At 39.0% G+C, this 22,566-nt stretch carries 17 protein-coding genes; 10 read left to right on the top strand and 7 right to left on the bottom strand.

Annotation, left to right across the window (positions count from 1 at the left end):
* Window positions 1-26: 26 nt before the first annotated feature.
* Complete coding sequence (locus tag HW279_RS09945; RefSeq protein ID WP_009417310.1) at window positions 27-1,211, top strand: alpha-hydroxy acid oxidase; 1,185 nt, start codon at window positions 27-29, stop codon at window positions 1,209-1,211.
* 91 nt (window positions 1,212-1,302) lie between these two features.
* Here the strand turns inward: HW279_RS09945 and HW279_RS09940 are convergent, their stop codons facing one another.
* From HW279_RS09940 to HW279_RS09930, 3 genes are read right to left on the bottom strand one after another with little or no spacing between them, the layout of a single operon-like run.
* The gene (locus HW279_RS09940; protein WP_048748042.1) at window positions 1,303-2,187 is read right to left on the bottom strand and encodes a Ppx/GppA phosphatase family protein; all 885 of its coding nucleotides are present in this window, start codon (window positions 2,185-2,187) and stop codon (window positions 1,303-1,305) included.
* A 7-nt stretch (window positions 2,188-2,194) separates the two neighbouring features.
* The gene (gene pdxA, locus HW279_RS09935) at window positions 2,195-3,253 is read right to left on the bottom strand and encodes a 4-hydroxythreonine-4-phosphate dehydrogenase PdxA (RefSeq protein ID WP_178958857.1); all 1,059 of its coding nucleotides are present in this window, start codon (window positions 3,251-3,253) and stop codon (window positions 2,195-2,197) included.
* Window positions 3,254-3,277: 24 nt separating this feature from the next.
* A complete protein-coding gene (locus HW279_RS09930) occupies window positions 3,278-4,195 on the bottom strand; it encodes a leucine-rich repeat domain-containing protein (RefSeq protein WP_178958855.1) in 918 nt (305 codons plus the stop codon).
* Window positions 4,196-4,261: 66 nt separating this feature from the next.
* Between HW279_RS09930 and HW279_RS09925 the strand changes: the two genes are divergently transcribed.
* Entirely contained in the window at window positions 4,262-5,161 is a 900-nt protein-coding gene (locus tag HW279_RS09925) for a GYDIA family GHMP kinase (RefSeq protein WP_178958853.1), read from the top strand.
* A gap of 328 nt (window positions 5,162-5,489) precedes the next feature.
* On the opposite strand, the gene bshA is transcribed toward HW279_RS09925, so the two are convergent.
* On the bottom strand, window positions 5,490-6,614 hold the full coding sequence (gene bshA / locus HW279_RS09920; protein WP_178958851.1) for an N-acetyl-alpha-D-glucosaminyl L-malate synthase BshA: 1,125 nt from the start codon (window positions 6,612-6,614) through the stop codon (window positions 5,490-5,492).
* Window positions 6,615-6,714: 100 nt separating this feature from the next.
* On the opposite strand from bshA, the gene HW279_RS09915 reads away from it, so the two are divergent.
* Complete coding sequence (locus HW279_RS09915; RefSeq protein ID WP_178958849.1) at window positions 6,715-7,143, top strand: hypothetical protein; 429 nt, start codon at window positions 6,715-6,717, stop codon at window positions 7,141-7,143.
* Window positions 7,144-7,267: 124 nt separating this feature from the next.
* Here HW279_RS09915 and HW279_RS09910 read toward each other — a convergent pair whose 3' ends face one another.
* From HW279_RS09910 to HW279_RS09900, 3 genes are read right to left on the bottom strand one after another with little or no spacing between them, the layout of a single operon-like run.
* Complete coding sequence (locus HW279_RS09910) at window positions 7,268-9,637, bottom strand: ATP-dependent helicase (RefSeq protein ID WP_053580703.1); 2,370 nt, start codon at window positions 9,635-9,637, stop codon at window positions 7,268-7,270.
* A 22-nt stretch (window positions 9,638-9,659) separates the two neighbouring features.
* The gene (locus tag HW279_RS09905) at window positions 9,660-10,871 is read right to left on the bottom strand and encodes a metallophosphoesterase (RefSeq protein ID WP_178958847.1); all 1,212 of its coding nucleotides are present in this window, start codon (window positions 10,869-10,871) and stop codon (window positions 9,660-9,662) included.
* Window positions 10,872-10,891: 20 nt separating this feature from the next.
* On the bottom strand, window positions 10,892-11,617 hold the full coding sequence (locus HW279_RS09900; RefSeq protein ID WP_178958845.1) for a copper homeostasis protein CutC: 726 nt from the start codon (window positions 11,615-11,617) through the stop codon (window positions 10,892-10,894).
* A 198-nt stretch (window positions 11,618-11,815) separates the two neighbouring features.
* Here HW279_RS09900 and HW279_RS09895 point away from each other — a divergent pair, with 198 nt between their 5' ends.
* From HW279_RS09895 to HW279_RS09865, 7 genes are all read left to right on the top strand, one after another.
* On the top strand, window positions 11,816-12,175 hold the full coding sequence (locus HW279_RS09895; RefSeq protein WP_178958844.1) for a hypothetical protein: 360 nt from the start codon (window positions 11,816-11,818) through the stop codon (window positions 12,173-12,175).
* A gap of 556 nt (window positions 12,176-12,731) precedes the next feature.
* The gene (locus HW279_RS09890) at window positions 12,732-13,901 is read left to right on the top strand and encodes an AGE family epimerase/isomerase (RefSeq protein WP_009420570.1); all 1,170 of its coding nucleotides are present in this window, start codon (window positions 12,732-12,734) and stop codon (window positions 13,899-13,901) included.
* A gap of 6 nt (window positions 13,902-13,907) precedes the next feature.
* Complete coding sequence (locus HW279_RS09885; RefSeq protein ID WP_178958843.1) at window positions 13,908-15,173, top strand: cyclically-permuted mutarotase family protein; 1,266 nt, start codon at window positions 13,908-13,910, stop codon at window positions 15,171-15,173.
* Between the two features lie 135 nt (window positions 15,174-15,308).
* Window positions 15,309-16,541, top strand: a complete 1,233-nt coding sequence (locus HW279_RS09880; protein ID WP_016479466.1) for an MFS transporter — start codon at window positions 15,309-15,311, stop codon at window positions 16,539-16,541.
* Window positions 16,542-16,686: 145 nt separating this feature from the next.
* Complete coding sequence (locus HW279_RS09875; RefSeq protein ID WP_002672362.1) at window positions 16,687-17,610, top strand: dihydrodipicolinate synthase family protein; 924 nt, start codon at window positions 16,687-16,689, stop codon at window positions 17,608-17,610.
* A gap of 69 nt (window positions 17,611-17,679) precedes the next feature.
* The gene (locus HW279_RS09870) at window positions 17,680-20,952 is read left to right on the top strand and encodes a SusC/RagA family TonB-linked outer membrane protein (protein WP_178958842.1); all 3,273 of its coding nucleotides are present in this window, start codon (window positions 17,680-17,682) and stop codon (window positions 20,950-20,952) included.
* Between the two features lie 24 nt (window positions 20,953-20,976).
* Window positions 20,977-22,458 carry a RagB/SusD family nutrient uptake outer membrane protein gene (locus HW279_RS09865; protein ID WP_178958841.1) on the top strand — a complete coding sequence of 494 codons (1,482 nt, stop codon included), beginning with the start codon at window positions 20,977-20,979 and terminating at the stop codon, window positions 22,456-22,458.
* The last annotated feature ends 108 nt before the right edge of the window (window positions 22,459-22,566 follow it).

The raw sequence follows: 22,566 nt of genomic DNA, 5'->3' as shown, positions 1-22,566 counted from the left end.
ATTATCAATTTAAAAAACTTATCCAAATGAGAGATTTAACTAAAATGACAAACATTGAGGACTTGCGTGTGGTGTGTAAACGCAACGTCCCTAAGATGTTCTATGAGTATGTAGACACCGGCTCTTGGACTGAATCAACTTACAGAGAAAATGTTTCCGATTTTAATCCTATTAAATTCCGTCAACGCATATTAGTGGATATGGATAACCGTACCCTCGAAAGTACTCTTTTAGGGCAAAAGGTAAAGTTTCCCGCTATGACGGCTCCTGTTGGCTTTATGGGAATGATGTGGGCTGATGGTGAAATCCATATGGCAAAAGCCGCTCAAAAATTTGGAATCCCCTTTACGCTTTCTACGATGTCTATTTGCTCTATCGAAGATTTGGTAGAAGCAGGAGTAGAGCCCTTTTGGTTTCAGTTGTATGTAATGCGCGACCGCGATTTTATGAAAGACCTTATTCGTCGCGCTAAAGATGCTAAATGCTCTGCTTTAATGATAACCGTAGATTTGCAGGTGCTCGGCAATCGTCATCGCGATATCAAGAATGGACTTTCCACCCCGCCTAAGTTCACTATCCCTAATATGATTAACCTCTCTACTAAAATTCCTTGGGGGTTGCGCTATGTGTTTGGCAATCGCCGTTGGACATTCCGCAATATTGCAGGTCACGCGAAAAGCGTATCCGACCTCTCTTCACTTTCCTCTTGGACAAAAGAGCAGTTCGACCCAAGTCTTAGTTGGAAAGATATCGCCGAAATTAAAGAATTGTGGGGGGGACCTATCATCTTAAAGGGTATTATGACTCCTGAAGATGCTATCGAAGCTGTGAAATATGGTGCCGATGCGATTATTGTGTCTAACCACGGTGGTCGCCAAATGGACGATACTATTTCCACTATCAAAGCACTCCCCGATATTGTAAGCGCCGTAGGTAGCCAAACCGAAGTATGGATAGACTCTGGTTTCTATACAGGGCAAAATATGCTCAAAGCGTGGGCGTTAGGAGCCAAAGGTATTATGCTTGGTCGTGCTCCTGTATATGGGCTCGGTGCTTATGGCGAAGAAGGCGTAACACGTGCTTTGCAAATATTATATGACGAAATGGATACTACTATGGCTTTTTCAGGTCATCGTAACCTCCAAGATGTAGATAGTAGTATTTTAGTAGAGGGTACTTATCCTCTACCAAGCAATAATTTCCGAGTTTAGTTTAACTTTCATTGTAAAAAGAAAGAGCTTAATACGAATGATGTATTAAGCTCTTTCACTTTTTATTACAAACTATTAAAATTTAAACCACTTATTCTTCATTATAAATGCTCCTTACAATCCCGTCGGCAAGACCAATACGGGGTACGTGTACAATTTCTGCTCCTGACCATTTCATCGCATTGATGAACACTGTAAGTGCATACAAAATTACGTCGGCGCGGTCGGGATTAAAGCCTAAGAGCCTGATGCGTTCATCGTAAGTAAATCCCGATACATAGTTATGGTAATCGGTGAGGTACTGATAGCTCAGTGGTTCTCCTTCTCTGCTGTTGGAGTTCTTGTGTATCTTGTTGATATTTCCTCCTGAACCAATGGCTTCTATATGCTCACAGTCTTTCGTATGCTTTTTTATCCAGTGCTCCACTTCTTCCCACGTTTTATTGCTTACTTTGTTGTCTAATAAACGCACTGTACCTATGGGGAACGAACGCGACTTTTTTACCTTCCCCTTGGAGAAGACCGTAAACTCAGTACTACCCCCGCCTACGTCTATGTATAGGTAATCTTTATCTTTTTGTATTAAACTTGAAATATCGGTAGAAGCAATAATGCTCGCCTCTTCGGCGCCATCTATAATATCTATGCGCACTCCTGTACGTTTGTATACCTCATCGGCTACTTGTTGTCCATTGGTAGATTCTCGCATTGCCGAGGTCGCACAAGCACGATACTTTTCCACTTGGTTTACTTTCATCAGCAAACTGAACGCTTGCATCGTGTCTGCCAATCTATCGGTGTTTTCTTCTGAGATGAGTCCGTCTAAAAACACGTCAGCTCCCAAACGGATAGGCACGCGCACCAAGCTGGCTTTGGTAAATTTCGGAGCTTCGTTAGGCTCTTCCAATACGTTCGAGATGAGCAATCTCACCCCGTTCGATCCTATGTCTATCGCTCCTAATTTTTTGATATTCATATCGTAATTATTTGTCTTTATCCATTTCTAAAGAACGCACTTTTAGCGGATTCTTGGTCAGTTCAGCGTATTCCTCACGGTTTCTAAACACATCTAAAGCAGTGAAAATAGCGTGACGGAACGACTCAGGGTCGGCAATGCCCTTGCCTGCTATTTCGTAAGCCGTACCGTGGTCGGGCGAAGTACGTACTTTGCTAAGTCCTGCTGTATAGTTCACACCACTACCAAAGGCAATGGTTTTGAACGCGATAAGCCCTTGGTCGTGGTAAGGTGCTAATACCGCATCGTAGTTCCGGTAGGTTTGTGAACCGAAGAAACTATCGGCAGCAAAAGGTCCAAATACCAATATATTCTCATCGAAATACAGCTTTTTCAAGGCTGGGCGTAACACTTCGTCATCTTCGCTACCTATCACGCCTTTATCTCCGCAATGTGGATTAATGCCCAATACGGCTATTTTAGGGCGTTGTAAGCGGAAGTCCTTAATGAGTGATTCGTTCATCAAGCGCGCTTTCTCCATAATCAAGGCTTCTGTAATAAGAGAAGAAACCTCTTTCAAAGGTACGTGGTCAGTAAGTAAACCCACTTTCAGGTCTTCGCTCACCATAAACATCAGGCTAGTACCGTTGAGCTCTTGTGCCAAATAATCGGTGTGACCGGGAAAGTGAAACGCGTCCGACTGTATGTTGTTTTTATTGATAGGAGCAGTTACCAGCACATCAATACTGTTGTTTTTTAACGCTTCCACCGCAGCTTGTAATGATAAAAAGGCATATTTGCCACCTTCTTCGGTTTCTTGTCCGAAGGTAACCGTAGGTGTTTCTTTCCAGCAGTTTAGCACATTTAGCTTGCCGTCAATAGCAGCTTCCACACTCTCAATTCCTTGAAAATTGGCAGTGGTATTGAAATGTTTCTTCTGAAAAGAAACTAACTTGTTCGAAGCAAAAATAATAGGCGTACACAATTCCAATATTTGGTGGTCTTCAAAGGTTTTTAGGATAATTTCAAGCCCTATACCGTTCATATCACCAATGGAAATTCCTACTTTTATGGGTTTTTCTTTCATAAAATGAAATACATTTTAAGGTACTTATTCTTCTCTCTGAGTGTAGAATACGCTTATTCTGGGCAAGCGTTTTTCTACTTCTTCGTATTGCTGAGTAGTGAAATTACGGTTGTTGATGTACAAAACACCCTTCCACTGTATTTTCTCTATCGATTTTATAAATTGTTTGAAATCAAGCGGATTGTCATTGATATTCACGTAAGTTAATCGTGGATTTTCAGCCAATGCTTGTGGTAATTTAGTGAGGTTGTTCGCATTGAAGTATACGTTTTCTAACTTTGGCAAACGTCCTACTGAGGCAGGTACTTCGCTAAGCGCAGCATTGCGCAACGATAGTTCTTCAAGTAATGGCAACTTGTCGAAGTTATCAGGAAGTACTTTTATTTTGTTCTTCGTGTCAAACTGACTGATGATAAGTGATTTCAACTTAGGTAAAGCAAACACTTGCTCTGGGAAATCTGTAAATTCAGCTCCTTCAAACTTCAAATTTTCTAACTGTTTTAAGTTCATAAGTGAGGCAGGCACTTCGGTAATCGGGTTATAGATATCTATAGTTTGCAAAGCCGAAAGACTGCCGATGTTCTCAGGTAATTTGCTTAGGTTGTTGAGGCGTAACACCAATACTTTTAGTGTTTTATTTTCAACACTTAGCTCAGGAAATGAAGCTATCCCCACTTCCTTTATTTCCAATACTTCCAATTGCTGTGCTTCACTGAAAAGTTTTTTTAACAAAAACTCGTTTATTTGTACTTCATTACTTGAATTGCTATAAATTCTAACTTCTTTTAGCTTAGCAAAGTTAGTCTTCATAAGCTCCTCAGCGCTCCTGAAACTTTCTTCATCTCCGCTGGTAGTGGTAATTCTTATTTGCATAGATTGTGCCACTGCAACAAACGGAAATGCGAGGGCAAACACGCATAAAAGTTGTTTTATTTTTTTCATTGTTCTATTTTTTATCTGTAAATAATTATTACTTTTGTCCTTTCAGAGTGCAAAGATATAAAAAATATGGGAGTAACACAAACTTATTCTTTTCATAGTAATGGTAAATTGCTCATTACGGGCGAATATGCAGTGCTCGACGGGGCGCTCGCTTTTGCTTTACCCACCCAAAAAGGACAGACGTTGAAGGTAATAGAGGGAGCAAACGAAAACCGATGGCAAGCCTTTGATGCCAACGGTGATTTGTGGTTCGACAGTGCGACACTCACTACTGAAACCGACCAACAAATAGCACAAACATTGCAAAAAATTCTCACTACGGCTACTCACCTCAACCCCAATTTCAAAGATAAATGGCTACACTCTCAGGTGCAAACTCATTTAGAGTTCCCTCGTTTGTGGGGCTTAGGCACTTCGTCTACACTCATCAACAATATAGCGCAGTGGGCAGCCGTAAATCCATACGAACTGCTTTTTAAGAGTTTTGGTGGCAGTGGTTACGATATCGCTTGTGCCAAAAGCAATACTCCATTGTTGTATAAGTTGGAAGGAGGCAAACCACATAGTTACCCTTTGCGCTTTCTTTTTCCTCATACACATCAAATCTACTTCGTTTATCTCAATCAGAAACAAAATAGCAAGGACGGAATTGCGCGTTATCGGTCAGTAACTAAAAGTAAACGCAAACTTGCTGAGAGCATTACTCACCTTACTGAACAGTTTGTTTTAGCGCACACCATAACCGATGTTTGTCAGATATTAAACGAACACGAAACCCTCATTAGCAACTACTTGAATATGCCCACCGTTAAAGAACGCCTTTTTTCTGATTTCAACGGCACAGTGAAGAGTTTGGGCGCTTGGGGTGGTGATTTTGTATTAGCCATTTCCGAAACCGAAGATACCCCCGCTTATTTTGCCTCCAAAGGTTTTGATACTTGCGTCCCTTACAACGAAATGATATAACATAAACCTCTGAATTGCTACTGTTGCATTTTTTCTGTTAAAATTAAGGTTTTACCCTTAATTTATTCAATATTTTAAAATCGTCTTATCTCCCTCTGATATTCAGTATAGTAAGCTCATTCCTTCGTCTTTCCTTCGTCTTTTGTTCGTCTTTCCTTCGCTTTAGCTTCGAGTTTCCTATAAGTTACCTATAAGATACGATAATGTTTAGTTGTACTGTTTTTCAGTACTTTATAAATTTGGAGCTAAAAAACATTTTACTGTCTTATTTTGAAGAAAAATTGGTGTTTTAACTATCTTTAACAGAAAAAACGCAAAAGTACTTTGCCTATTCATTGCCGATAGCACTATAGTAAAGAGCTTCATACATTGGCACTATTTTATCCTCGTCAAAACGTTCAGCTACTTTGCGGGCATTCTGTTTAAATTGTGCCAATCGGGCTTTGTCTTCAAGTATGTAAATAGCCTTCTCAGCCATTGCTTTTACATCGCCTATGGGGCACAGATAGCCCGATACGCCCTCTTCATTCACTTCTGGAAGTCCTCCGGTATTGCTCGATACTACCGGAACGCCTGCTGCCATTGCTTCTAATGCCGAAAGTCCAAAGCTCTCAGAGGCAGAAGGGAGTAAGAATAAATCGGTGAAACACAAAATGCGGTCTATATCAGAAGTATTACCTAAAAACAGCACTTTGCTCTTGATGCCTAAATCCTTGCAGAGCTGGTCGGCTATCTCGCGCTCAGGTCCGTCACCTACCATTATGAGCTTAGCAGGAAGTTTCTGCTGAATGCCATAAAAAATTCTCACCACATCGTCTATGCGTTTTACCTTCCTAAAATTACTAATGTGTGTAACGATAAGTTCCTCAGGCTTTGCCATTACAGTGCGTTTGCAAGGAGAAGATTCTTTGGATTTTTTAATATTTGTGAAGTTAGGAATTACTTTAATATCTTTATCTATACGGAAAAGCCTTAGAGTATCTTGCTTCAAACTCTCGGACACTGAAGTTACAATATCCGATTCGTTAATGCTAAACGTGACTGCCTCTTTGTAAGTAGGGTGGTTGCCCACAAGGGTAATGTCGGTGCCGTGAAGGGTTGTTACCATAGGCACTTCTATTCCTTCCCGTTTGAGCATTTGTTTAGCCATATAACCTGCATAAGCGTGCGGAATGGCATAATGCACGTGCAAAATATCTATGTGATAGGTTTTTATCACATAAGCCATTTTGCTAGACAATGCTAGTTCGTAAGGCTGGTAGTGAAACAAGGGGTATTCTTCTACGTGCACTTCGTGAAAGTGAATGTTCATCTCCAAGAAGTCTAAACGCACGGGGTAACTATACGTGATAAAGTGCACCTGATGACCTTTGCGAGCTAAGGCAATCCCGAGTTCGGTAGCTACAACACCACTCCCCCCAAAGGTAGGGTAACACACTATGGCTATATTCATATTTGATATATATTAGAGAGGCAAAGGTACTAATTTTTCTGTGGGTATTGAAAATATTAACAAAAAATTATATCTTTGTACTCAGTAAACAGCGTTCTATATGAAAACTTTAGATTCTTTTATAAATATTAAAAACGGCGATTTTCTCCTTATAAAAGGAGAGACCATCACTGCTGATACTACTTTTGCAATTCTTAGAGAACGTTTTCCTAATAACGAAGTATGGGACGTAGGGACAGGCTATTATTGGTTGTATTTCAGCGATTGTTCTTTTGAAGGGAAGTTATTTAATGTGTCGCTTTGTTTTGAAGGAGAACAGCTAAAATTCTTAGGTTTTGCAATGAAGAATGAAAAACAAACCTCGTGGGACGATTGGAGTGAAGTATACGAATTGCAGACTGAAAAATACTATGACCAATGGCTTACAGCACATATAGGCAAGGAACGCATTTTCTCTTGGGGAAGTATTAAGTCTATTTACGACCGCAAAGGAGGAGGTACAGCTATTTGGGTGAATTATAACAAATAAAAGAGGTTTTCTATAAAGTTATAGAAAACCTCTTGTTATCGGGTGAGCCTCTCAGTGAAGAATTCGTACCTCAGTTTAAAATAGGTATAAGGCTCTTTAATTTGAAATGACGATAGGTAGCGGGTTATAAATCTTCGTTTAAACTATCAATAATAGTTAGTTTAGCAAAGCGTAATAATATATTTTTTAAACCTCCTGTTTCAAAGTTTATTTGTGCCTTTTTATCATTTCCTGTTCCCTCCAATGAAATTACTTTACCACGACCGAAACGTTCGTGATAAACTACTGTTCCTATATCCAGTCCGTTATAAGTATTTTTATTATTACTATTAGAATTATACAAAGCATTTACAGGTTTTAGCTTCCTGAGTTTTTGTTGTTCTTCTCCTGTTGGGGCGTTTTTATGAGGAGGTATTCCACTTATAGGTTTCTGCAAACGTAGTTTACTTTTATCTACTTCACCAAAAATATCCCTATCAATAAGTGGTTTATATCGATAATTAGGATTAGAAATAGAAGGTGTAAGATACTGCAAATAACGTTCATCTATTTCTTCGATAAATCTACTTGGCTCGGCATCAGAAAGTTTTCCCCAACGATAACGGTTTTCTGCATAAGTTAAATAGGCTTGTTTCTCAGCACGGGTGAGTGCTACATAAAATAACCTTCTTTCTTCTTCCAAATCATTACGTGATTGTATGCTCATTGCCGAAGGGAACAAATCTTCTTCCATCCCTACCACGTATACATACGGAAACTCCAATCCTTTTGCCAAGTGAATAGTCATCAGAGCTACACGGTCATCATCGCCTATCTCTTTATCCATATCAGTAGCCAAAGCAACATCTTCTAAATATTCTGAAAGACTTGCCCTGCTATCTGCTACATCTTCTTGTCCTTCTACAAAATCTTTCATACCATTAAGCATCTCTTCGATGTTTTCCATTTTGGCTATACCCTCGGGTGTACCATCTTTTTTAAACTCTTGCAAAAGCCCTGTTTTCTTTGCTACTTGCTCGGCAACTTCAAAAGCATTTGCTTTTTGATTGAGAGCTTGAAAGTTAAGAATCATTACCACAAAATCAGTAAGTTTTTGCTTTGTAGTAGTGTTGATGTGCAATTCTGGAAGTTTATTGATGTTATACATTATCTCGAAGATAGACTTCTTATAATGATTTGCTGCCAAAGTAAGCTTTTCCATTGTAGTTTCACCAATGCCTCGTGCAGGAAAATTGATAATGCGCACCAAAGCCTCCTCATCATTTGGATTGATGATAAGTCTTAAATAAGCAAGCATATCTTTGATTTCCTTGCGTTGGTAGAATGACAATCCGCCATAGATGCGGTATGGAATATCACGTTTTCTAAGAGCATCTTCAATAGCACGCGATTGTGAATTAGTACGATAAAGCACCGCAAAATTACCATTAGGGAGCTGGTATTGCATCTTGTTTTCAAAGATAGAGCTCGCCACAAAACGACCTTCATCAGCATCAGTAGGACTTCTATGAACTTTAATAGGTTCTCCTAATTCATTTTCGGTGAAAACTACCTTTTCCAATCGTATTTTATTGTGTTCTATCACGCTATTAGCTGCTTCCACAATATTTTTTGTAGAACGATAATTTTGCTCTAACTTATATTCTTTTGCTTCTGGATAATCATTTTTGAAATTGAGAATATTATTGATGTTTGCTCCCCTAAAAGCATAAATACTTTGCGCATCATCTCCTACTACACAAATGTTGTGAAAACGGTCTGCCAAAGCCTTCACGATAAGATATTGAGAGTGATTGGTATCTTGATACTCATCTACGAGAATATACCTAAACCTATTTTGATATTTTGCCAATACATCAGGATATAGATTAAGGAGTTCATTTGTTTTCAGCAGTAAATCGTCAAAATCCATTGCTCCTGCTTTAAAACACCTATCTACATATTCTTGATAAATTTCTCCTAAACGTGGTTGCCTTGCCATTGCATCAGCTTCCATTAGTTCAGGATTATTAAAATAGGCTCTCACGGTAATAAGACTGTTTTTAAAGGAAGAAATACGCGATTGTATTCGTTTATACTTATAGATATCCTTGTCCAACTCCATCTCTTTAATGATGCCATTAATAAGACGTTGGGAATCTTGAGTGTCATATATAGTGAAATTTTGAGGATATCCCAATTTATCGGCTTCGATGCGCAAGATTTTAGCAAAAACAGAGTGGAATGTACCCATCCATAGGTTCTTTGCTTCGTTGTTGCCTACAAGACTAGCAATACGCTTTTTCATTTCGTTGGCAGCCTTATTAGTAAAGGTAAGAGCAAGGATATTGAAAGCATCTACTCCTTCTCGCATCAAGTTGGCTATGCGATAAGTAAGCACGCGAGTTTTACCAGAGCCTGCTCCTGCTATCACGATGATAGGTCCATCTTTTTGAAGCACGGCAGCGCGTTGAGGAGCATTTAGACTTTCTAATTCCTTTAAAAATGTATCCATAATAATCTTCGCAAAAGTTATATTATCCTCGTTTGAGTTCTATGACAGTAATTTCAGGCCATACGCCTAATCTTCCAGGAAAGGCGTGATACCCAAACCCACGATTTACGTTTAAATATTGTGCTCCTTCTTGATACATACCTCCCCAATATTTATAAATATATTGTGAGGGACTCCACCGCCATTGGGGTATTTCAATTCCACATTGCATTCCGTGTGTATGACCGCTAAGGGTGAGCGCTATGTTCTTTTTCTCGGGCAAAACAATTTCTTGAAAATGAGTAGGGTCGTGACTCATCAGTATTTTAAAATCTTCTTCGTTTACCCCCTCCATAGCTTTATTGAGGTCGCCGTATTTAGAGAACCTACCGCGCCCCCAGTTTTCAACGCCTATAAGGGCAATCTTTTCGCCATTGCGTTCTAAATAGCGATGCTCATTGAGGAGCAAGTCCCAACCCATTTCCTTTTGTAAATCAAACAAGTGTTCTAAGTTCTTGCGTTTAGCTTCAACGCTTTCCCAAGAAGAGTAATCGCCATAATCGTGGTTACCCATAATAGAAAAGACGCCATCAGGAGCGTACAGCGTAGCAAACAAGCTTTTCCAATCGTGAACCTCCTCTGCCAAGTTATTTACCAAATCGCCCGTGAAAAGAATAACATCACTCTTTTGGGCATTGATAAGTTCTACTCCGTAACGTATCTTTTCATAATTGTCAAAACTTCCACAGTGAATATCTGAAATTTGAGTAATTCGATAGCCGTCGAACGCCTTAGGAAGGTCGGGAAAATAAAGGGTATACTTCCATACCTTATAATTGTACTTTCCTTTAAAAATAGCATAGAGGATAGAGGCAAAAGGAATTGCTGCCAAGCCCCAACCCAGCATACTGATAAACTTGCGTCGTGAGGGCAAACGAGGAGCGTTTTGCTTTTTCTTGCTGAAAAGAGCGCGTATAAGCCGAGTAATATCTTCTATAAGCAAAGGCAAACTGACAAATAAGCAGATGATGAGCCACGTAAGTAGTCCTGCCACAGCATATTGCTGAGGAGCACTCCACACCGTTTTACCTCTGTTGAACCAATGATAAAGAAGGTTGAGAACAATCGCTACTGCTATTCCCCAGAAAGTCCAATGTATCCATCGTGCTACGGTAAGAGTCTTTAAACTTCTGCTAGCATAAAAACTCAATAAGAAATACAGCGTAAAAATACTGATAAGTATAATATAAACCATAGAATTAATTTGGTTATTCGCTAATTTGCTAATTTGCTAATAATCTCACGAATAACTTTAACGTTAGAAATAGGTCTTTTGGTTTCATCTAAAAAACTTTCTGTTTTGAACGAGAAAGGTAAGGTAGTACCTAAATCTTCGAAAACAGTACCTGAGAAATGTACTTCGGTAAAACCGGCAGCCTTTATCTGCACGATACTTTGCGCATTGATGCCTCCACCGGGCATAATAGTAGGTTGTCCTCCGCCAATGTGGTTGAGTTCTTTTAGAAGAGCGAGCCCCTCAATAGCCGATTTCTTACCTCCTGAGGTGAGAATGCGTTTCACTCCCAAACGTTTCAAGGTTTGAATAGCTACAATGGGGTCGGGGGTACAGTCGAAAGCGCGATGATAGATAAATTCCATATCACCAGAGGCTTCAATGAGGCGTGCGGTGCGTTCTTCATCGATGGTATTATCGCGGTGCAACACACCCGTTACTACGCCCATACAACCTAACTCACGGCAAAGAACAATATCGCGCAACATTACATCGAATTCTTCTTCGGTATAAGTGAAATCGCCACTGCGTGGACGTATCAGCACACAATTGCCGATGCTCAGCTCGTCCATTACTTTTTTAATCAATCCGTAGCTGGGAGTGATGCCTCCTACTCCCAATTCACTGCATAATTCAATGCGAGTAGCACCTGCTTCTTGTGCATTTTTAGCCGACTCGAATGAGCTGGCACATATTTCGTAAATCATAATGTCTTTGTTAATTTGGAGTGCAAAGGTAGAGAATAATTAGCAAATGAGCAAAATTTTAATTAATGGTTAATGGTTAATGGTTAGTGGTTAATGGTTAGTGGTTAATGGTTAGTGGTTAATGGTTAGTGGTTAATGGTTAGTGGTTAATGGTTAGTGGTTAATGGTTAGTGGTTAATGGTTAATGGTTAATGGTTAATGGTTAATTTAGAAGAAGCTTATAGGAAAGACGAACAAAAGACGAACAAAAGACGAACAAAAGACGAACAAAAGACGAACAAAAGACGAACAAAAGACGAACAAAAGACGAACAAAAGACGAACAAAAGACGAACAAAAGACGAACAAAAGACGAACAAAAGACGAACAAAAGACGGTGCGAGCCGCACGGGCAGATAAAGAAAAGACGAAAAAAACCTCCCCCTTACACATACCCAGCTTTCGCTGGCTTCCTCCAAAGGGGGAACTACAGCGACGTAAAGACGAAGAAAAGACGGTGCGAGCCGCACGGGCAGATAATGGAACAATGAAGGAAAATAGGTTTTATGAAGTAATATAAATGTTGAAATATAGGGAGTAGTTTGTAAGCGATTGATATATAATGTGTAATAAAAAAAAGGAGAGGCTCTATTGCAATAGGAAAATGATGGATTTATTCTTGGAAATAAATTATAGTACGAAGTTATGTGCTTTGCTTTATGCATATTAATAAAACCTTTCTATTTTATTATTATACGCTTTATTTTCTATTTCAAATAAATTAATAGGCTATTATTAATTAAAAGTTTTATTATTGTAGTTTTTATGCTATGTAGGATTTGTAAAATAAAATATTTTAAATTATTCTTTATAATAGATTTTTGAATGAAATAGAAAATAAAAAGATTGTTTATAGTTATTTTTTCGAAATAATACGAAAATGTAATACTTCCTGTTTAATTTAAATATATCTGTAAATCAGTTTATTATCTCTAAAATTAAGATTTCATAAAATTTATATACAAAAAAACTTTATTAAATATTTGTTCATATCATTTTTTATTTGTTATTTTGCCCCGTCGATTAAAGAAGAATAAAAACTAAATCGCAATTAGAACTAAGATACTATTTTAATAATGGATTTTAAACAATTAGAAAAACAATATCGCGATGAATTGTTACAAAATGTGATTCCGTTTTGGTTAGAGAAATCGCAAGACAAAGAATATGGTGGTTATTTTACTTGTCTCGACCGCCAAGGAAATGTATTTGATACCGATAAGTTTATTTGGTTACAAGGGCGTGAAGTATGGCTCTTTGCAATGCTTTATAACCGTGTAGAAAAACGACAAGAATGGTTGGATTGCGCTATACAAGGGGCAGAGTTTCTCAAAAAATACGGACACGACGGAAACCTAAACTGGTATTTTTCATTAGACCGACAAGGTAACCCTCTTGTGGAACCTTATAATATTTTCTCTTATACCTTTGCTACGATGGCTTTCGGTCAGTTGAGCATTGCCACAGGCAATCAGGAATATGCCGATATAGCCAAACGCACTTTTGATATTATCCTTTCTAAACAAGATAATCCTAAGGGGAAATGGAGCAAAGCCTACCCAGGCACTCGTTCGCTTAAAAACTTTGCCTTGCCTATGATTCTCTGTAATTTGGCATTGGAGATAGAACCCTTATTGGACGAGGCTTTTATTGAGAAAACGATGGATACTTGTATTCACGAAGTAATGGACGTATTTTTACGCCCTGAACTGGGTGGCATCGTAGTAGAAAATGTAAATGCAGACGGTTCGCTATCTGATACTTTTGAAGGTCGTCAGCTTACCCCCGGTCACGCCATTGAGGCAATGTGGTTTATAATGGACTTAGGCAAACGTCTCAATCGTCCTGAACTCATCGAAAAGGCGGTGCAAACTACCCTAAAAATGATTGACTACGGTTGGGATAAAGAGTATGGCGGTATCTACTACTTTATGGATAGAAAAGGCTGTCCGCCCCAACAATTAGAATGGGATCAGAAACTGTGGTGGGTACATATAGAAACGCTTATCTCGCTGATAAAAGGATATCAACTCACTGGTAATAAAGAGTGCTTGCAGTGGTTTGAGAAAGTGCATCATTACACTTGGGAACATTTTAAAGACCCTAAACACCGCGAATGGTGGGGGTACCTCAATCGCCAAGGCGAAGTGCTTTTAGACCTCAAAGGCGGTAAATGGAAAGGATGTTTCCACGTACCACGTGGCTTATATCAAGTGTGGAAAACAATTGCAATGATTAATGGTTAATTGTTAATGGTTAATGATAAAAGACAAATAATGAACAGAAAAACTTTGACAAAGTCTAAGCTACTTTGCCAAAGTTTCCTGCCCGTGCGGCTCGCACCTTTGGCAAAGTCTGCACTATTCCTTTTATCTCTAATAATATTGACGGCTTGTACAGAAACCCAAAAAGAACAACCTATGAAAATTAATATTACAGAACTCGCAACCCAAGGCTTGGAAGGCGATTTGCAGAAAGGCGTTTCGGCTTCTTATGCTGCCCTGCTCAACGGTGAATTATTGGTAGCAGGAGGGTGTAACTTCCCTGATAAACTCGGGTTTGAAGGCGGAAAGAAAGTGTTTTACGATGAAATACTTCACTTCAATAAAACGCAAAACCAATGGCAAACAGTGGGCAAACTTCCTGAAGCAGCGGCGTATGGGGTATCAGTAGCGATTCCTGCTGGCTATCTGTGGATAGGAGGACAGACGGCTACACACTCTTTAGCCAATTGCTATAAGGTGCAGTACTCAAAAGAAAAAGGTATTACGCTTACTTCTTTCCCTTCTTTGCCTGAACCACTCGATAACTTTGCAGGTGCGAGTATAGGTAGCAAGGTGTTTGTAGCAGGAGGTAGTGCTTCGGGAAAACCCTCTAACAAAGTGTATTATATCGATACTATTACTGATAAAGGGTGGCATCGCTTGCCTGATTTTCCCGAAGAGCCCAGTGTACAACCTGTATTAGTAGCGATGGAACAAGAGGGTGATACACACTTATTCTTGTTAGGAGGCTTTTTCGGGGGGGATACTACCCGCGTGCCTGCTCTCTTTACTGCTGTGTGGAGGTATAGTGTGCAACAACAGCAATGGCAAAAAATAGCTACACAAGAAAGTCCTGATAAAGTGCCATTTTCGCTCACAGGAGCTACAGCTTTGGCTATTGATAACCGCTATATTGCTTGTTTTGGAGGTGTAAATGCGACACTTTTCTTAAAAACCATCACCGACCTCTATCATATAGGTCGCGATACTACCCTCACTGATGAGACACGCAAGCAGAAAAACTACGACTATATGTCGCATTATATGACACAGCCTATTGAGTACTATCGTTTCAATAAAGAGTGTTATCTGTTCGATACTCACACGCAAAAGTGGTCGGAGCTCGATACACAAACTGATTTCGCTAGAGCAGGTGCTACCTTAGTAGGTTCTCCAGATGAGTTTTACCTCGTGCAAGGAGAACTAAAACCCGGTGTACGTAGCAATAAAACTTTCAAAGTTGTGGTAAAATAGTATATACTTACTTAAAGGGTGAGGCTATGCCTCAGAAATCAATCAAAAAAACAAAATCAAACAAACTTTTGTTAATCTGTTAGATTTCCCGACCGTAGGGAGGCTCTTTAACAAACTAATATAACAATTGATACTATGAAAAACAGTAAAATATACCCTTGGATAGTAGTGGCATTGCTATGGGTGGTGGCACTACTCAATTATTTAGATCGACAAATGCTCTCCACGATGCAGGAGTCGATGAAAATGGATATCAAAGAGCTTGCTGTGGGAGAAAACTTTGGTAGGCTGATGGGAGTGTTCCTTCTTATCTACGGATTGATGAGCCCTGTGGCTGGTATTATTGCTGACCGCGTGAACCGCAAGTGGATGATTGTAGGAAGCCTGTTTGTATGGTCGGCAGTAACTTATGGTATGGGTTATGCGACAACCTTTAACCAGGTGTATTGGCTACGCGCCTTAATGGGACTCAGTGAAGCGCTTTACTTAGCTACTGCTCTTTCTATGATAGCCGATTACCATACTTCAAAAACACGCTCTTTGGCTATAGGTATTCATATGTCGGGACTCTATGCAGGACAAGCCTTAGGAGGCTTTGGAGCTACCATTGCCTCTAACTATACTTGGCATACTGTGTTTCACTGGTTTGGTATGGTAGGGATAGTGTATGCTTTTTTCTTGGTATTTACTCTCTTTGACATAGAGCGCAAGCCACAAGCAACTACACAAACAACGCCAGCACCGAAAAACTCATTGTTATCATCGCTTGCTCTTGTGTTTGGCACTTTCTCTTTCTGGATACTCTTGTTCTACTTTATGGCATCGAGCTTTCCAGGCTGGGGAACTAAGAACTGGTTGCCTACGCTCTTTGCTACTAACTTAAATGTACCGATGGCTACCGCAGGACCTATAGCAACAATTTCTATCGCTATATCTTCTTTCTTAGGAGTGCTCATAGGAGGTACATTGTCCGACCGCTGGGTACAGACTAATATCAAAGCGCGCATCTATACTAGTACTATTGGCTTAGGGCTTACCATTCCTGCCTTGATACTCATAGGATTTGGTGAGTCGTACGTGGCAATGATAGGGGCAACCTTGCTTTTTGGTATTGGCTACGGAATGTTCGATACCAACAATATGCCTATCTTATGCCAAATTATTCCGCAACAGCAACGCGCTACGGCTTATGGCATTATGAATATGGGAGGCGTATTTTCGGGCTATGCCGTTACCTTAATGCTCGGTACTTCTACCGATGCGGGCAACTTAGGAGCTGATTTTAGTAAACTCTCGGTGATTATCTTAATAGCCATTGTACTGATGTTGTTATTCTTAAAACCTAAGAGAGAATTGTGTGGAGAATAATCCTCCCCAACTCTTCCCAAGGAGGAGCTAATTGAAATAGAATTATTAATAAACACTCTCCTTATTATTGCTTTTGAGGTTCCCCTTCCCCTTCCTTTTTGGGAGGGGAAGAAAGGAGAGGGAGAGGAATAAATAAGTAAATAAAATGACATTTGAAAAAATTAATGGGCTAATAGTAGCGCCTTTTACACCTTTTGACAAGAAAGGAGAAGTAAATTTAGACCCTATTGATCAGTATGCAAAACTCTTGCAAAAAAATGGATTGATAGGGGTATTTATCAACGGTTCGTCAGGTGAAGGCTATATGATGACAGTTGAAGAACGTATGAAGATAGCCGAAAAATGGGTATCAGTAGCTCCCAAAGGCTTCAAAGTGATTGTACACTGTGGGGCCACCTGCATCAAAGATAGCTACAAAATGGCACAGCACGCCCAAGAAATTGGAGCTTTCGGTATAGGGGCAATGGCTTCACCTTTCCCCAAAGCGGGTAGGGTAGAGGAGCTGGTGAAATACTGCGAAGAAATAGCTTGTGGAGCGCCTAATCTGCCTTTCTATTTTTACCATATCCCTGTGCTCAATGGAGTGTACCTTCCTATGTTGCCGTTCCTTAAAGCAGCTGACGGACGTATTCCTAACTTAGCGGGCATCAAATACACCTACGAACCGCTTTATGAGTACAACCAATGTATGTTGTACAACAATGGTAAATACGATATGCTCTACGGCTTAGACGAGACTATCCTCAATGCTCTTGTAATGGGGGGTGCTCGTGGTGGTATTAGCGGTACTGGTAGCTATATAGGTAAGGTATTGGTAGGTATCATAGATGAATACCACAAGGGTAATATTGCCAAAGCTGCTGAGTTGCAAAACTACGCCCAAGACGTGATAAATGTAATTGCTAAATATCGTGGCAACATAGTGTGCGGCAAGCGTATAATGAAGTTGCTTGGTTTAGACTTAGGTATCAACCGTACGCCTTTCCAAAATATTACTGATGAAGAGGAAGCAGTCATTAAGAAAGAATTGGAAAGCATTGATTTCTTTAACAAATGTAACCAAATGTAGTATATATAAAATGTAATTAACCTACCACCCCATTGTATTTATAAAATCAATCAGTAAAAATTTAAAGTAATGAAGCAAAAGTATTTATTTAGTGTATTCTTCTTGTTGTTCTTTACCACAATAGGTTGGGCTCAAGAGATAATGGTGAAAGGGACGGTTTCTTCTGATGAAATGCCGTTGCCAGGTGCTGCTGTAGTTGTGAAAGGTACCACACACGGTACCCAGACCGACTTTGAAGGGAACTATACCCTCACTGCAAAGGAGGGTGATATTCTTGTATTTAGCTTTGTCGGATATACTACCCAAGAGAGAAGAGTAACAGGAGGTGGAAATGTTACACTTAATATTAAGTTAAAAGAAGAGAGCAATACGCTTGATGAAGTGGTGGTGACGGGATATGGAGTGCAAACTCGTAAAACCTTAGCTACTTCAGTTTCTAAATTGAACACAAAAGTATTAGAAAGTGCTCCACGTTCTAATGCGGCTACCGCTCTACAAGGTAGTATTGCAGGACTTAGAGTAACCCAAGTAACAGGGAAACCAGGGACTACCCCCGAAATACAATTGCGTGGTGGTACTGGCTTCGATGGTAGTGGTTCACCTTTGGTCTTAATAGATGGAGTACCAGGTTCTTTTTACGCTTTGAACTCTGATGATATAGAATCTATGGAGGTCTTAAAAGACGCTGCTTCTACTGCTATTTATGGAGCACGTGCTGCGAATGGAGTTATCTTGATAACTACTAAAAAAGGAAAAACAGGACGTTCTAATATTACCGTCAGAACCAAATATACGATGAATCAGAAACGTGCTTTACCCGATTATCTTGATGCGCGCGACTTTATCTACTGGAATAGACGTGCTATTAAGAATGTACAAGACTACGGAGTACACAATTTCGACCAATTCCTTACTGGTACACACGCTATGTCAACAGGTAATAACACTACTGATTCACCATATACTACAATGGAACTTACTAATGCCAATCGTTATTTGCTTAATAATCCAGAATGGCAAACAATGACAGATCCTTTAGACCCTACTAAAACACTTATTTTTCAAAATAATAATGTAGGAGAACTTATCTATCAATATAGTGATGCTAAAGATTACAGTGTTTCATTTGAAGGAGGTAATGATAAAGGCACTTACTATTTGGGATTAGGATATTTAGATGATACAGGTTTAGTATTAGGGTCTAACTTTAAACGTTATTCTGGTACTTTTAATGGCTCTTATAAGATTACAGATGATTTTAAAGTATCTTCTAATGTTCTTTATGCTCAATCTAACAAAGTAGGGTCTTTTAGAGATGCTTTGAGTACTTATGCCAATGAAGATGATTATTTTATTTTCCAACGTTTTGCAGGGCAAGCGCCTACTTCGCGTATTTACAATACCAATCCCGATGGCAGTTCTTCTAAAGACTACAACCCTGGTAGTAACTCAAGTTTTGGGAACCCTGCTTACTACAAAGATAAGTTCTTAATGGACAATATAGAACACCGTATTACGGCTTCGGTACAGTTTGATTGGAAATTGCTTAAAAATCTTTCTTTGATGGCACGCGCTAGCCACTTCGCTGTACATAATACAGACGACAGGTTTTACAAGGCTTATATGAATAGTGGAGCTTTAGTATCTTCTCGCCAAGCTAAAACGGCTTACGATCGCACTATGAACAATCAGGGTACCCTTACGCTGAACTACAAAAATACTTTTGCTGAAAAGCATAATCTAAGTGTATTATTAGGAGGTGAGTTTTTCAAACAACAACAATTCGCTTCTAATGCAGCTACTGAAGGTTCTCCCACTGACCTTATCCGTACCCTCAATGCAGGAGCTAAAGCAAGTGGAATCCCTTATTCCTACAAACGCGATTATAGCATAGTGTCTGCTTTTGGGCAACTTAATTACGATTATGACGACCGCTACCTTTTAGGACTTACTTTCCGTTATGACGGTACTTCAAAACTACGTGATAATAAATTCGGCTTTTTCCCGGGAGCTTCTATAGGTTGGAATGCTCATAATGAAGAGTTCTTCAAAGAAGGAAAAATTAGCCAAGTAATCAGCAGACTAAAACCACGTGTGAGCTATGGGGTAAACGGAAATATTGATGCTTTGACTATAAGTAATGATTACTATTGGTTGTTAGGAAAATACAGCGTACAATCACCCTATAATGGTAAGAAAGGCTATGTAAATACTTCTGTACCTTTGTATTACTTGAAATGGGAAAAAGCTACTACCCTAAACTTTGGATTAGACCTTGGACTTTTTAACAATCGTGTGAATTTCTTAGTAGATTATTTCATTCGTGATATTTATGATAAATTGGCAGACCAAAGAATACCTATCTCTACAGGTTTCTCATCTGTGAAAATTAATAATGGTACGCTACAAAACAGAGGTATTGAAATTGAAGCGAACTTCAAAGTTATCAATACCGATGATATAAAATGGAATATAGGAGCTAACTTTACCCGTATTCGTAGCTTTGTGAAGAAACTTCCACATAACGGTAATAATAAGAATCGTATAGGAGGACAAGAAATATGGGATCCTTCTGATCCTACTAAAACTATGTATGTAGGTGGTCGCCAAGAGGGAGAACGTGTGGGTGATGATTTGGTGTTAGGCTATCAAGATGAAGGTGTATATCATAACCAAGCAGAATTAGAAGCTGATAAAGATAGGCAAATTGACTTTTATGCGGGTACTATACCTGCTGCTAACCGAAAACCTATGGTAGGTGATACCCGTTGGAAAGATGTAAATGGCGATGGTATTATCAATAGCCGAGATAGAGTAGTATTGGGTAGAACCACCCCTGATTTTATAGGAGGTTTTACTACTGATTTTACCTATAAAAACATTAATCTCTTTATCAAAACAGACTATGCGGTGGGGCACTTAGTACACAATTCCGTACGAAGTAGAGGTATTTCACAAGTACAGGGTAATATGAACTGGACATCAGAGATAAAAGATACTTGGACACCTGAGAATCCTAATGCTGATATTCCACGTTATGACTTTACCGACCCTCGCGGCAACCATAAAGCTGAAACAAAAGCAGGAGAAGAACAATTTACAGCAAGTTCTCGCTACTGGGAGAAAGGAGATTATTTGGCTTTGCGTGAAATTACTCTTAGCTATAATTTGCCAGGATCTTTAGTGAATAATGCTTTTAAAGATATTCGTCTTTTCGTTTCAGGTACTAACTTAGCTTACTTTACTAAGTATTCGGGTTATTCTCCTGAAAAAGGCGGTTGGGATAATGGGCGTTTCCCTTTACCACGTAGCTTTACTTTTGGTATCAATGCTACTTTTTAAATAACTTTTTAAAATAGAACTAAAATGAAAAGAAATATATTATTAGGACTCTCATTACTATTTTTGGGAGCCTGTGAATTAGAAACACCTCCTGAAAGTGATCTTACTTATACAGGATTTTGGAATAAAGAAGAAGCTGCTAAATCTGTACACTCAGGCGTATATTCACGTTTTAGATCTTATGGGTATACAATGTGGCTGATGGGGGAACTCCGTTCTGATATATGGGGTGGTAAAGGTATTGAAAATTCACATAATCAAGACCTCTATACTAACGACATTAACATTACTAAGGTCGCATTTAATAATTGGGGGAATTGGTATTCAATGTTGCATTATATCAATGACTTTATTAAAAATGCCCCTCAAACTCCTTTCAGTAATGAAAGTGAGAAGAAGAATATGTTGGCACAGATGTATGGACTTAGAGCCTATATCTATTACACTATGCTAAAAAGTTGGGGAGATGTACCTATTGTTACAGAACCTTTGCAAAACGTTGATAACTTAGTAGCTCTTAAAAAAGCACGTGCTCCTAAAGCAGAAGTATTAGCTTTTATCAAACAAGATATTCAAAAATCATTAGACTTATTTGAAAACAATGAGAATTTTTATCGTGATAATGTCTATTGGTCAAAACGAGCTACCCTTATTCTTAAAGGAGATGTATTCTTGTGGTCAGGTAAAGTGTTAGGTGGTGGTGCCACTGAATTTACTGAAGCCAAGAATGCTCTTAGCCAAGTCTCAGGAGCATTAGTGCCCTATGAAAACTTATGGGGTATTGATAACGAAAAAAATACTGAGTTTATTTTTGCCTTAGACTATAAGAAAGATGAAGCTGAACACTTCTATAAAGTAACAACAGCACGTAATACTGATGTTAAGGATAAGTTTGATGATAGTGGTCGAAAAATTTCATCATTCTTGTATGTAGAAGGTGGTAACTATCATTCTCCTTCTGAAAAAACTTTGCGCCTAATAGATGACGTAAAAGATCAACGTCGTGCTACATTTGTACGTGTTTACTCTGATAATGTAGGACATATTCCTTTTAACACTACTAATTATTTAGGTTCTATATTATCAAAATTCGTAGGAAGGAATAACTCAGGAGATATAGTGAACGAAAATAACGTACCTATTTATCGCTATGCTGATGTATTATTGCTATTGGCAGAGGCTAAAAATAACTTGGGTGAAGACCCTTCTGCTGAGATAAACCAAGTGCGTGCAAGAGCTTATGGTAGCAATTATAACGTAGCTACTCACGGTTATACTAATAGTACTAAGGCTAATAATGCTAAAGCTATTCTTGATGAACGTTACAAAGAGTTCATTGGAGAAGGTAAACGTTGGTGGGATTTACTACGTGCGGGTGATAACTATGTATATGATGAAGTAGCTTCAATGACTTCCAATGGTACAAAAAAGAATATATATTTACCTATTTCTCCAGCTATGATAGCTGATGATAATACACTTGTTCAAACACCTGGTTACAAATAAAGATAAAGATTTTTAGCTTTATTGAAGATGAAAACGGAGTCTCTAGTAAAAGGGGCTCTGTTTTCTGTTTTACATATTTCTTTCTTCAAAAAAGTACCTCTGCTTTCA

The sequence above is a fragment of the Capnocytophaga sp. oral taxon 903 genome (assembly GCF_013394785.1).
GTDB lineage: Bacteria > Bacteroidota > Bacteroidia > Flavobacteriales > Flavobacteriaceae > Capnocytophaga > Capnocytophaga ochracea.
This window is presented reverse-complemented; position numbering and strand designations above follow the sequence as displayed.

What these genes read in the sequence shown, in the direction of transcription:
- HW279_RS09945 (WP_009417310.1), top strand. Translation starts at nt 27, where the DNA reads ATGAGAGATTTAACTAAAATGACAAACATTGAGGACTTGCGTGTGGTG.
- HW279_RS09940 (WP_048748042.1), bottom strand. Translation starts at nt 2,187, where the DNA reads ATGAATATCAAAAAATTAGGAGCGATAGACATAGGATCGAACGGGGTG.
- pdxA (WP_178958857.1), bottom strand. Translation starts at nt 3,253, where the DNA reads ATGAAAGAAAAACCCATAAAAGTAGGAATTTCCATTGGTGATATGAAC.
- HW279_RS09930 (WP_178958855.1), bottom strand. Translation starts at nt 4,195, where the DNA reads ATGAAAAAAATAAAACAACTTTTATGCGTGTTTGCCCTCGCATTTCCG.
- HW279_RS09925 (WP_178958853.1), top strand. Translation starts at nt 4,262, where the DNA reads ATGGGAGTAACACAAACTTATTCTTTTCATAGTAATGGTAAATTGCTC.
- bshA (WP_178958851.1), bottom strand. Translation starts at nt 6,614, where the DNA reads ATGAATATAGCCATAGTGTGTTACCCTACCTTTGGGGGGAGTGGTGTT.
- HW279_RS09915 (WP_178958849.1), top strand. Translation starts at nt 6,715, where the DNA reads ATGAAAACTTTAGATTCTTTTATAAATATTAAAAACGGCGATTTTCTC.
- HW279_RS09910 (WP_053580703.1), bottom strand. Translation starts at nt 9,637, where the DNA reads ATGGATACATTTTTAAAGGAATTAGAAAGTCTAAATGCTCCTCAACGC.
- HW279_RS09905 (WP_178958847.1), bottom strand. Translation starts at nt 10,871, where the DNA reads ATGGTTTATATTATACTTATCAGTATTTTTACGCTGTATTTCTTATTG.
- HW279_RS09900 (WP_178958845.1), bottom strand. Translation starts at nt 11,617, where the DNA reads ATGATTTACGAAATATGTGCCAGCTCATTCGAGTCGGCTAAAAATGCA.
- HW279_RS09895 (WP_178958844.1), top strand. Translation starts at nt 11,816, where the DNA reads ATGGTTAATTTAGAAGAAGCTTATAGGAAAGACGAACAAAAGACGAAC.
- HW279_RS09890 (WP_009420570.1), top strand. Translation starts at nt 12,732, where the DNA reads ATGGATTTTAAACAATTAGAAAAACAATATCGCGATGAATTGTTACAA.
- HW279_RS09885 (WP_178958843.1), top strand. Translation starts at nt 13,908, where the DNA reads ATGGTTAATGATAAAAGACAAATAATGAACAGAAAAACTTTGACAAAG.
- HW279_RS09880 (WP_016479466.1), top strand. Translation starts at nt 15,309, where the DNA reads ATGAAAAACAGTAAAATATACCCTTGGATAGTAGTGGCATTGCTATGG.
- HW279_RS09875 (WP_002672362.1), top strand. Translation starts at nt 16,687, where the DNA reads ATGACATTTGAAAAAATTAATGGGCTAATAGTAGCGCCTTTTACACCT.
- HW279_RS09870 (WP_178958842.1), top strand. Translation starts at nt 17,680, where the DNA reads ATGAAGCAAAAGTATTTATTTAGTGTATTCTTCTTGTTGTTCTTTACC.
- HW279_RS09865 (WP_178958841.1), top strand. Translation starts at nt 20,977, where the DNA reads ATGAAAAGAAATATATTATTAGGACTCTCATTACTATTTTTGGGAGCC.